This is a genomic window from Aliihoeflea sp. 2WW (assembly GCF_000497755.1).
In the GTDB taxonomy this organism is placed as follows: Bacteria; Pseudomonadota; Alphaproteobacteria; order Rhizobiales; family Rhizobiaceae; genus Aliihoeflea.
In genome coordinates this window covers 1-11,651 of record NZ_AYOD01000046.1, presented here as the reverse complement: position 1 = coordinate 11,651, position 11,651 = coordinate 1, and the positions used below count along the sequence as shown (strand labels likewise).

Here is an 11,651-nt window from a genome sequence, read left to right as displayed (position 1 = left end):
TGATCTCCCCCCTTGAGGGGGAGATGGCCGGCAGGCCAGAGGGGGGTGTCTGGCGTAACCATATCAGAATACCCTTCCCAGCTTCATATGCCGATTCACGTCCTTGTAGAGCAGATACCGGAACCGGCCCGGCCCGCCTGCATAGCAGGCCTGCGGGCAAAAGGCGCGCAGCCACATGTAGTCGCCGGCTTCCACCTCCACCCAGTCCTTGTTGAGCTTGTAGACCGCCTTGCCCTCGAGCACGTAGAGCCCATGCTCCATGACGTGCGTTTCCTCGAAGGGGATCAGCCCGCCGGGCTCGAAGGTGACGACCGTCACATGCATGTCGTGGCGCAGATCCGCCGGGTCGACGAAGCGCGACGTCGCCCATGTGCCCCCGGTATCGGGCATCGGGGTGGGCGCGATGTCTTTTTCGTTGAGGAAGAGCGGGTCGGGCGCATCGAGGCCTTCCACGAAGTCATACGCCTTGCGGACCCAGTGGAAGCGGGCGACGTCCTTGCCCTCATTCCTGACAGTCCAGCCGCTGGCGGGCGGCAGATAGGCGTAGCCGCCGGGCGTCAGGGTGTGGGCCGCGCCATCGAGCGTCACCGTGATCTCGCCCTCGACGACGAAGAACACGCCCTCGGCGTCGGCTTCCGGCTCGGGCTGGTCCGAGCCGCCGCCCGGCTGCACTTCCATGATGTATTGGGAGAACGTCTCGGCGAAGCCGGAGAGCGGGCGCGAGAGGACCCAGAGCCGCGTCTTGTCCCAGAAGGGCAGGTAGCTCGTCACGATGTCGCTCATGACGCCTTTCGGGATGACGGCATAGGCCTCGGTGAAGACGGCGCGGCCGGTGTGGAGCTCAGTCTGCGCCGGCAGGCCACCGGTGGGGGCGTAATAGGTTCGCTCGGTCATTGGGGCAGGATGTCCTTCAGCCGCAGATAGGCGATGCGCTCGACCTGTTTGCAGGCCATCGTGAATTCGGCGTCGCGGTCGTTGGCGACGCGGCGCTGGAACGCCTCGAGGATCGACGCCTTGGTGTTGTCCTTGACGGCGATGATGAACGGGAAGCCGAACTTTTCGACATAGGCGTCGTTCAGCGCGGTGAAGGTCGCGCGCTCCGCGTCGGTCAGGGCGTCAAGACCGGCCGACGCCTGTTCCCGGGTCGATTCTTCGGTTAGCCGTCTGGCCTGGGCCAGCTTGCCGGCAAGGTCGGGGTGGGCATTCAGGACCCCCAGCCGTTGCGCGCCGCTTGCCGAGCGGAACATGCGCGCCAGCGCGTTGTGCAGGCCTCCCGCGCTGTCATGGGCCGGACCGAGTTCGAGGTCGTAGGCGCGCTCGGCGATCCAGGGGGAATGCTCGAAGATCGATCCGAAGCGCGAGACGAACTCGTCGCGCGCCATGCGGCTCGGGCGCAGCGCATGGGGCTTGTAAGGGTGGTTCGCGACCCAGTGCTCGGCAATGTCGATGCGGCGCGCGACCCATGCCTTGTCGTGGCTCTTCACATAGTCGACGAAGCGCTTCAGCGCCGCCACGCGCCCCGGCCGGCCGACGAGCCGGCAGTGCAGGCCAATGCTCATCATGGACGGTCGGCCCGCTTCGCCTTCCGCATAATGCGTATCGAACGCGTCCTTCAGATAGGCAAAGAACTGGTCGCCCGAATTGAAGCCCTGCGGCGTCGCAAAACGCATGTCGTTGGCGTCGAGCGTGTAGGGGACAACGAGCTGCGGATCGATCGCGCGGCCCTGTCCGTCATGATCGAGCCAGTAGGGCAGGTCGTCGTCATAGGTGTCGGAAATCCAGGTGAAGCCGCCTTCCTGCGCGGCCAGCTTCGCGGTGTTGACCGAGGTGCGGCCGACATAGAGGCCTTTCGGTCGCTCGCCGACGACTTCCGTATGAAGCCGGATGGCCTCGGTCAGATCGGCGCGCTCCGCCTCTTCCTCGTGGTCGCGGTAGTCGATCCATTTCAAACCGTGCGAGGCGATTTCCCAACCGGCGTCCTGCATCGCGGCCACCTGGTCCGGCGATCTGGCCAGCGCGTCGGCCACGCCATAGACCGTCACCGGCAGGCCGGCCTCGGTGAAGAGGCGATGGAGCCGCCAGAAGCCGGCGCGCGCGCCATACTCGTAGATCGATTCCATGTTCCAGTGGCGCTTGGCCGGCCACGGCGCCGCGCCGACGATTTCCGACAGGAATGCCTCTGAGGCGGCGTCGCCATGGAGGACGCAGTTCTCGCCGCCTTCCTCGTAATTGACGACGAAGGAGACCGCGACGTGCGCACCGCCCGGCCAGTTCGCCTTTGGCGGATTGGCGCCATAGCCGCGCATGTTGCGGACATATCGCTTCGGCTCGGTCATCGAAATCTCCCCATCGATGGCAGAATAGGCGGAGTTGCGTGCGCCCATTCCCGGCGAAAAATTTGAAAGTCTTTTTGTGGCCGCTCGCCTCCAGAGGGCTTATGACTTGCCTTAGGATCACCGACAATGGCTCAATAACAACAAAGAGGTGCTCGCAAATGGCCAGTGGCGGAGGACGACTGACGACGCATGTGCTCGATACCGCATCGGGCCGGCCGGCTGCGGGGCTGAAGATCGCGCTCTACAGGCTCGATGGGGATGATCGCGCGCATGTGAAGTCCGTCACCACCAATGCGGACGGCCGCTGCGACGCGCCGCTGCTCGAAGGCGCGGACTTCGCGCGGGGGCAGTACGAGCTGGTGTTTGCGGCGGGTGACTATCTGCGCGGCTCGGGTGTGGCCCTGCCCGACCCCGCCTTCCTCGACGAAGTACCGATCCGCTTCGGAATGGCGGAGACGTCGCATTATCATGTGCCGCTGCTGATCTCGCCTTACGGCTATTCGACGTATCGGGGGAGTTGAGATGAATTCGCTAAACACCCCCCTCTGTCCTGCCGGCCGCCCTGGCCCGAGCCACTTGTCTCGGCCCGTCCTACGGACCCCCCTCAAGGGGGGAGATTATTCTCGTCATCGACACCGCGTGATCTCCCCCCCTGAGGGGGAGATGGCCGGCAGGCCAGAGGGGGGTGCCTGATGCAGACCTCTCCGATGGCCCGCCCCCACCTCCGCTTCCTCCTCAACGGCGAGGAAATCACCCTCACCGACGTCCGTCCCGACGCGACGCTGCTCGATTTCCTGCGCCTCGACCGGGCGCTGAAAGGCACCAAGGAAGGCTGTGCGGAAGGTGATTGCGGCGCCTGCACGGTGCTCGTCGGGCGCCTGGCCGGCGACAGGCTCGTCTATGAAGGCGTCAATGCCTGCATCCGATTCACCGGGTCGCTCGACGGCTGCCATGTCGTCACCATCGAGCATCTGCGCGGTGCGGATGGCGGACTTCACCCGGTCCAGCAGGCGATGGTGGATTTCCACGGCTCGCAGTGCGGCTTCTGCACGCCGGGCTTCGTGATGTCGCTTTACGCGCTGTGGATGCGCGAGCCGAACCCGTCCGACGCGACCATCGAAAAGGCGCTTCAGGGAAACCTCTGCCGCTGCACCGGCTACGAGGCGATCATGCGCGCGGCACGTGCCATTTCGTCTTATGGCGAAGCAGGCCGCGACCCGCTCGTCGCCGAGCGCGCGGAGGTGATCGCCAGGCTGAAAGCCATGCGCGACGGCGCGCGTGTCGAGATCGGCGCGGGCAAGGATCGGCTCGTCGTGCCTGCAACGGTCGATGACCTCGCGGCCGTGTTCGAAGCCGAACCGCATGCGCGCATCGTCGCCGGCTCCACAGATGTCGGACTGTGGGTCACCAAGCATTTCCGCGATATCTCGCCGGTCGTCTTCATCGGTGGGCTCGACGCGTTGCGGCAGGTGTCGGAGACGGACGGCACGATCACGATCGGCGCCGGCGTCAGCTATACGGACGCCTATGCGGCGCTTGCGACACGCATTCCCGCGCTGCGGCCACTGCTCGACCGGATCGGCGGCGACCAGGTACGCAACATGGGCACGATCGGCGGCAACATCGCCAACGGTTCGCCGATCGGCGACACGCCGCCGCCCTTGATCGCGCTCGGCGCGTCGGTGACGCTGCGCAAGGGCGCGGCACGCCGCACGATCGCGCTCGAGGATTTCTTCATCGATTACGGCAAGCAGGACCGCGCGCCCGGCGAGCTCGTCGAGGCGATCCATGTGCCTGTGCCGGATGCCGGAGCGCTGTTTGCCGTCCATAAGGTCACCAAGCGCCGCGACGAGGACATAACGGCCGTGCTCGGGGCGTTCCACCTGACGATCGAGAGCGGCACGGTGACTTCGGCCTGCATCGCCTATGGCGGAATGGCGGCGACGCCGAAGCGGGCGAAATCCGTGGAGGCTGCGCTCGTCGGCATGGCGTGGACGATGGAGACGATCGAGGCGGCGATGGCGGTCTATGCGCAGGATTTCCAGCCGATCTCCGACATGCGCGCGAGCGCTGACTATCGGATGATGTCGGCGAGGAACCTGCTGATGCGGGTGTTTGTGGAAAGTTCGGGCGAGACGGCGACGGTCTCGCGGCATGAGGCTGCTTGATATGCGTACGCCCTACGTTGCCCCCCTCTGTCCTGCCGGCCGCCCTGGCCCGAGCCACTTGTCTCGGCCCGTCCTACGGACCCCCCGCATGGGGGGAGATCACGCGGTGTCGGCGACGAGACTAATCTCCCCCCTCGCGGGGGAGATGTACGGCAGGACAGAGGGGGGCGCGACGGATCGCAACGCTTCCGGGGCAGGCCGATGAACAAGCACGCACAGCCTGACCTCTCCGCAGCCGCCATCAAGGGTGGGGTCGCAACCGACCAGCGGCATGACTCCGCCGCCAAGCACGTCTCCGGCACTGCCGTCTATATCGACGATATCGCCGAGCCGGCTGGCACGCTGCATGGCTGTCTCGGCCTCTCGACCATCGCGCACGGCGCGGTCAAAGCCATCGACCTCGATACGGTTCGTTCCGCGCCGGGTGTCGTCGCGGTGCTGACCGGCCACGACGTGCCCGGTGTCAACGACATCTCGCCGACCGGCCGGCATGATGAGCCTGTGCTGGCAACGGAAGAGGTCGAGTTCTTCGGCCAGCCGCTCTTCGCCGTCATCGCCCAAACGCGCGAGGCTGCGCGGCGGGCGTGCAGATTGGCGAAGATCGAGTACGACGCGCTGCCCTTCACCACGGATATCGGCGAACTCGATGCGAAGTCTGGCAAGATGGTTGCCCCGCCGCTGACGCTCAAGCGTGGCGAGGCCGAACAGGCCATTGCGTCGGCGCCTCGCCGGCTCAAGGGCCGCATGCGCGTCGGCGGGCAGGACCACTTTTACCTCGAAGGCCATATCGCGCTCGCGATCCCCGGCGAGGACGACGACGTCACCGTCCATTCCTCGACCCAGCATCCGAGCGAAGTCCAGCACATGGTCGCGCACGCGCTCGGCGTGGCCTCGCACGCCGTGACGGTCGAGGTGCGGCGCATGGGCGGCGGGTTCGGCGGCAAGGAGACGCAGTCGAACCAGTTCGCCGCCATCGCCGCCATCGCGGCGAAGAAGTTGAGGCGTCCGGTGAAGATCCGTCTCGACCGCGACGACGACATGATCGCCACCGGCAAGCGCCACGATTTCCTGATCGACTACGAGGTCGGCTTCGACGAGGACGGCACGATCCGCGGCGTCGACTACATCTATGCCGCGCGCTGCGGCTTCTCGTCGGACCTCTCCGGTCCCGTCACGGACCGCGCGCTGTTCCACTGCGACAATTCCTATTTCTACCCGGCGGTCCACGCGCAATCCGCGCCGCTCTATACCAACACGGTCTCGAATACGGCGTTTCGCGGTTTCGGCGGCCCGCAGGGCATGATGGGTGCCGAGCGCGTCATCGACGAGATCGCATTCGCGCTGGGCAAGGACCCGCTGGAGGTACGCAAGGCGAATTTTTACGGCACTTCGGATCGCAACGTCACGCCCTACCATCAGACCGTCGAAGACAATATCGTCCACCGCATTGTCGCCGAACTGGAGGCGTCCTGCGACTACCAGCGCCGGCGCGAGGAAATCGCCGCCTTCAATGCAAAGAGCCGCGTCATCAAGCGCGGGCTTGCGCTGACGCCGGTCAAGTTCGGTATCTCCTTCACCGCCACGCATTTCAACCAGGCAGGCGCACTGGTCCATGTCTATACGGACGGCTCGGTGCACCTGAACCATGGCGGCACGGAGATGGGGCAGGGGCTCTATGTCAAGGTCGCGCAGGTGGTGGCCGAAGAGTTCCAGATCGACATCTCGAACGTGAAGATCACCGCGACGACGACGGGCAAGGTGCCGAACACGTCGGCCACCGCCGCATCGTCCGGCACGGATTTGAACGGCATGGCGGCGCAGAACGCTGCGCGGCAGATCAAGGACCGGTTGTGCGATTTCGCGTCCGAAAAGTATGGCTTGCCGAAGGACCAGATCGTCTTCCTGCCGAACCGGGTTCGGCTCGGCAATCAGGAGATCCCCTTCGCCGACCTCGTCAAGCAGGCCTATATGGCGCGCATCCAGCTCTCGGCCGCCGGCTTCTACAAGACGCCGAAAATCCACTGGGACCGCGACAAGGGCGAGGGGCGGCCGTTCTACTATTTCGCCTACGGCGCATCATGCTCTGAGGTGTCGATCGACACGCTCACCGGCGAATATGTCGTCGAGCGCACAGACATCCTGCACGAGACGGGCCGCTCGCTGAACCGGATCATCGATCTCGGCCAGATCGAGGGCGGGTTCGTGCAGGGCATGGGCTGGCTGACGACGGAGGAGCTCGTCTGGGACGACAAGGGGCGACTCAGGACGCACGCGCCCTCAACCTACAAGATCCCGCTCGCCTCGGATCGGCCGAAGATCTTCAACGTGACGCTGGCGGATTGGCCGGAGGCGCATGAGCCGACGGTGCATCGCTCCAAGGCCGTCGGCGAGCCGCCCTTCATGCTGGCGATGTCGGTGTTCCATGCGCTCTCGGATGCGGTGGCGAGCGTCGGCGGGCACAAGGTGTTTCCCGCGCTCGACGCGCCGGCGACGCCGGAGCGGGTGCTGATGGCGGTGGAGCGGGTGAAGGCGGCGCGGAGATAGCGCAGCCATGCCGGGGTATAGTTCGTCGATGATTTCGCCTTGTCGCGCCCCCCTCTGTCCTGCCGGACATATCTCCCCCGCAGCGGGGGAGATATGTCCGGCAGGACAGAGGGGGGCAACGTAGGGCCCGACGCCTCCCAATCAGGGCGCGCTCCATGACCACCCTCCCAACCTTCCTCTCCACCCACCCCGACCTCGCCCTCGTCGAGGTTCGCTCCGCCGTCGGCTCCACCCCGCGCGAGGTCGGGGCGTGGATGCTCGTCTCGCCGACCGCCATCTTCGGCACGATCGGCGGCGGGCAGCTCGAATTCATGGCGATCGACCGCGTGCGCGAGATGATCGCTGCGGGCAGCCCGGAAGCTGACCTTCTCGATATCCCCCTCGGGCCCGAGATCGGCCAGTGCTGCGGCGGGCGAACCGAGATCTACATCGCGCTCGTCGATGCCGAACTGCGCGCCGCGATCACGAAGCGGATCGAGCGAGAAGAAGAGATTCAGCCGCACGTGCTGCTCTTCGGCGGCGGCCATGTCGGCCATGCGCTCGCGGCGGCGCTGGCGCTCATGCCGGTGCACGTCACCATCGTCGAAACGCGCGCCGATGCGCTTGACGGGATGCCCGAAGGTGTCACGACGCGACTGACCCCGGTGCCCGAAGAGAGCGTGCGCGACGCACCGGCCGGCTCCGCCTTCGTCGTGCTGACGCATGACCACGCGCTCGATTTCCTGATCGTCGCCGAGGCGCTGAAGCGCGACGACGCGGCCTATGTCGGCATGATCGGTTCGAAGACCAAGCGCGCGACGTTCAAAAGCTGGTATCTGAAGGAGGCCGGCGGATCGGAGGCCGATCTTAACCGCCTCGTCTGCCCGATAGGCGGCTCAGTGGTGAAGGACAAGCGCCCGGCTGTCATCGCGGCGATGGCTACAGCGGAGATTTCGGCCGCGCTTTTCAGCGCGGCTTCATGATGTCGCGAATGAGACGCTGGCACCGCTCGGCCATGAAATCGAGCAACAGGCGCACCTTGGGGTCCTGAAACTTGCGGTGCGGATAGACCGCCGCAAGCTGCACAGGGGTCGGGGGCGTTTCAGGCAGGATGACTTTCAGCCGCCAGTCGCGGATGAAGGGCTCGACCTCGAAGCGCGGCTTCATGACGATGCCCCGCCCGGACAGGGCCCAACTCGTCAACACATCGCCATCGTCGGAATCGAACGGCCCGCGCACATCGAATTTCTGGACGCCTTCGGCGGTCTGCAGCGGCCAGTAGAATTCGCGCGCGCCGGGAAAGCGCAACAGCAGGCAGTCGTGGCGCTGGTCGATCAAATCCTGCGGCTGTTGCGGTTCGCCGCGCGCTTCAAGATACTGCGGGGCGGCGACCAGCACGCGCTCGCAGTCCATGACGCCGCGCATCCGAAGGCTCGAATCCTCCAACTGGCCGAGCCGGAAGGCGACGTCGATGCCTTCTTTCATCATGTCGACATTGTGGTCCGACAGGCGCAGCCGCACTTCGATGTCGGGATAGCGGTCGTGAAAATCGGGAATGCCCGATGCGATCAGCCGGCGGCCGAGGCCAAGCGGCGCGGTGACGCGGATCGTGCCGCGCGGCTGGCCGGACAGCGAGGTGACCGCAGCTTCCGCGTCCGTCACCGCGTCGAGCACCTTCTTGGCGCCGTCGTAGAAGATGCGGCCGTGTTCGGTCGGCATCAATTGCCGCGTGGTGCGGTTGAAGAGCCGCACGCCGAGGTGCTTTTCCAATTCCTTGATGCGGTTGGAGGCGACGGCGGGCGAAATTCGCATGTCGCGCCCGGCGGCCGACAGATTGCCGAGTTCCACCACGCGCACGAAAACAGATACATTGTCCAGATAGGCCATTTCTCGCTCCCAAGCGTCAGCGGCCTAGCATTTTCGATTTTTTTTTGAAAGTCATCGCGTCGCTTCCCTCTTCCGCATTGAACCGTCACGCGTAAAGTCCGAGGCTGGGATTTGCCGAGGGCTCACACTTGTACGATTTTGCGATTTTCTGGGACTGGTTGAGCTTTGCCGCGCGCTGGCTGCACGTCATCACCGCGATCGCGTGGATCGGCTCGTCCTTCTATTTCATCGCGCTCGATCTCGGCCTTCGCCGGCAGGGCCAGTTGCCGCCCGGCGTAAATGGCGAGGAGTGGCAGGTCCATGGCGGTGGTTTTTATCACATCCAGAAATACATGGTCGCGCCGCCCAACATGCCGGAGCACCTGATCTGGTTCAAATGGGAGAGCTACGCGACCTGGCTGTCGGGCTTCTTCCTGCTCGCCATCGTCTACTATGCCGGCGCCGACCTCTATCTGATTGACCGCAACGTGCTCGACGTCTCGGCGCCCGTCGCGATTCTGATCTCGATCGCCTCGCTCGGCATCGGCTGGCTGATCTACGACCAGCTTTGCAAGTCGCCGCTCGGCAACAACGACACGGCGCTGATGCTGATCCTCTACGGCGTGCTCGTCGCGATGGCGTGGGGTTATACGCAGCTCTTCACCGGGCGCGCCGCCTTCCTGCATCTGGGCGCCTTCACGGCGACGATCATGTCGGCCAACGTCTTCCTGATCATCATCCCGAACCAGAAGATCGTGGTCGCGGATTTGAAGGCCGGCCGCGCGCCCGATCCGAAATACGGCAAGATCGCCAAGCAGCGCTCGACGCATAACAACTACCTGACGCTGCCCGTCATCTTCCTGATGCTGTCGAACCACTATCCGCTGGCCTATGCGACGGAGTTCAACTGGGTGATCGCCTCGCTGGTGTTCATCATCGGCGTCCTGATCCGGCACTATTTCAACTCGGTGCATGCCGGAAAGGGCCAGCCGCACTGGACTTGGGGGGCATCGGCCGTGCTCTTCATCGTCATCATGTGGCTGTCCACCGTTCCGGCGGCATTGACGGGCGAACCGCGTGCCTCGCTGCGCGCCGAAACGCTGATGGCGTCGACCCATTTCGAGGCCGTGCGCGATACGGTGATGGGACGCTGCGCCATGTGCCATGCGGCCACGCCCGGCTGGGACGGGATTCACTTTGCGCCGAAGGGCGTGCTGCTCGACAGCGAAATCGCCATCGGCGAGCACGCGCGCGAAATCTACGTCCAGGCCGGCCGCAGCCACGCCATGCCGCCCGGCAACGTCTCCGGCATGACCGACGACGAGCGCCGCCTGCTGGTCGCCTGGTTCGAGGGGCGGTGATGTCGACGCTTCTACTGCGCGGGCGCCTGCTGTCCTTCCTCACCGAGCCGGAAAGCATCGAAGACCGCGCCTCGTATCGCTACGAGGAAGATGGCGGGCTTCTGATCCGTGATGGCAAGATCGCGGCGATGGGCGATTTCCATCTGGTGTCGCGCGAGGCGGGCCGCGACGTCGCCGTCGTCGATCATCGCCCACACCTCATCCTGCCCGGCTTCATCGACACGCATGCCCATTTCCCGCAGATGCAGGTCATCGCCAGCTACGGCACCGAGCTTCTCGAATGGCTCAACAAGTACACGTTTCCGGAGGAGACGCGCTTCGCCAACCTGCAGCATGGGCGGCGCATCGCGCGGCTTTTCCTCGACGAGTTGATCCGGCAGGGCACGACGACGGTCGTCGCCTATTGCTCGGTCCACAAGGAGAGCGCGGACGCGTTCTTTGCCGAAGCCGAGAGCCGCGACATGCTGGTCGTCAGCGGCAAGGTGATGATGGATCGCAACGCGCCCGACGCGCTAACCGACACGCCGCAAACTTCCTATGACGACACGAAGGAGTTGATCGCCCGCTGGCATGGCCGCGCGCGCGGCCATTACGCCATCACGCCGCGCTTTGCGATCACCTCCTCGCCCGAGCAGATGGAGATGGCGGGCGCGCTCGCCGCCGAGCATCCCGACCTCCACATCCAGACGCATCTGTCCGAGAACCACGCCGAGATCGCCTTCACCCAGGAGCTCTATCCCTGGTCGAAGGACTATACGGACATCTACGAGCACTACGGCCTCGCCGGGCCGAAGACGCTGTTCGGCCATTCGATCCATCTGTCGGAACGCGAGGCCGATGCGCTTTCGGACGCCGGTTCGATCGCGGTGTTCTGCCCGACCTCCAACCTCTTCCTCGGCTCCGGCCTCTTCGACTACCAGCGCTATCGCAAGCGCGCGAAGCCGCTGCGCATCTCGACGGCGACGGATGTCGGCGGCGGCACGAACTATTCGATGCTGCGCACGATGGACGAGGGCTACAAGATCATCGCCCTCAATGGCGAGAAGCTGAACCCGCTCGCCTCGTTCTGGCAGATCACGCTCGGCAACGCCAAGGCGCTGTCATTGGAGGAGAAGATCGGCACGCTCGACATCGGCACCGATGCCGACCTCGTCGTGCTCGATGCGAAGGCGACGCCGGCGATGCGGCTGCGCATGGAGCGGATCGAGACGCTGGCGGAAGAGCTGTTCTTGATGCAGACGATGGGGGATGATCGGTGCGTGCGGGAGGTTTACGTGGCGGGGAAGCGGGCGAAGAGCGAGTTGGCGGGGTGAGTGAACCGGGGGTGTTCATGAACGTTTTCGCCAATTACCCCCCTCTGCCCTGCCGGGCATCTCCCCCTCAAGGGGGGAGATCAG

General features: G+C 65.1%; 9 protein-coding genes. 6 read left to right on the top strand and 3 right to left on the bottom strand.

From position 1 onward, the window contains the following. Positions 1–63 precede the first annotated feature (63 nt). Both ALII_RS0117835 and puuE read right to left on the bottom strand, forming a co-directional pair. Positions 64–894, bottom strand: coding sequence for a bifunctional allantoicase/(S)-ureidoglycine aminohydrolase (locus tag ALII_RS0117835; protein WP_024588587.1), 831 nt, complete (start codon positions 892–894; stop codon positions 64–66). Then, positions 891–2,336 (bottom strand): allantoinase PuuE, encoded by a 1,446-nt coding sequence (gene puuE / locus ALII_RS0117830; protein WP_029660684.1) that lies wholly within the window; start codon positions 2,334–2,336, stop codon positions 891–893. The genes ALII_RS0117835 and puuE overlap by 4 nt, the downstream gene beginning before the upstream one ends. Before the next feature lie 158 nt (positions 2,337–2,494). Here puuE and uraH point away from each other — a divergent pair, with 158 nt between their 5' ends. From uraH to xdhC, 4 genes are all read left to right on the top strand, one after another. Further along, on the top strand, positions 2,495–2,857 hold the full coding sequence (uraH, locus tag ALII_RS0117825; RefSeq protein WP_024588585.1) for a hydroxyisourate hydrolase: 363 nt from the start codon (positions 2,495–2,497) through the stop codon (positions 2,855–2,857). Between the two features lie 171 nt (positions 2,858–3,028). Further along, entirely contained in the window at positions 3,029–4,504 is a 1,476-nt protein-coding gene (gene xdhA / locus ALII_RS0117820) for a xanthine dehydrogenase small subunit (protein ID WP_244437464.1), read from the top strand. 201 nt (positions 4,505–4,705) lie between these two features. Next, positions 4,706–7,048 (top strand): xanthine dehydrogenase molybdopterin binding subunit, encoded by a 2,343-nt coding sequence (xdhB, locus tag ALII_RS0117815; RefSeq protein WP_024588583.1) that lies wholly within the window; start codon positions 4,706–4,708, stop codon positions 7,046–7,048. 155 nt (positions 7,049–7,203) lie between these two features. After that, on the top strand, positions 7,204–8,010 hold the full coding sequence (gene xdhC, locus ALII_RS0117810; RefSeq protein WP_024588582.1) for a xanthine dehydrogenase accessory protein XdhC: 807 nt from the start codon (positions 7,204–7,206) through the stop codon (positions 8,008–8,010). Here the strand turns inward: xdhC and ALII_RS0117805 are convergent. Next, positions 7,994–8,914: a LysR family transcriptional regulator gene (locus ALII_RS0117805; RefSeq protein WP_024588581.1), complete on the bottom strand. Its 921-nt coding sequence runs from the start codon at positions 8,912–8,914 to the stop codon at positions 7,994–7,996. The two genes, xdhC and ALII_RS0117805, sit on opposite strands and share 17 nt — an antisense overlap. 128 nt (positions 8,915–9,042) lie before the next feature. Between ALII_RS0117805 and ALII_RS0117800 the strand changes: the two genes are divergently transcribed. Both ALII_RS0117800 and guaD read left to right on the top strand, forming a co-directional pair. Beyond that, positions 9,043–10,254, top strand: a complete 1,212-nt coding sequence (locus ALII_RS0117800; RefSeq protein WP_024588580.1) for a urate hydroxylase PuuD — start codon at positions 9,043–9,045, stop codon at positions 10,252–10,254. Beyond that, on the top strand, positions 10,254–11,567 hold the full coding sequence (gene guaD, locus ALII_RS0117795; RefSeq protein WP_024588579.1) for a guanine deaminase: 1,314 nt from the start codon (positions 10,254–10,256) through the stop codon (positions 11,565–11,567). The genes ALII_RS0117800 and guaD overlap by 1 nt, the downstream gene beginning before the upstream one ends. Positions 11,568–11,651 lie beyond the last annotated feature (84 nt).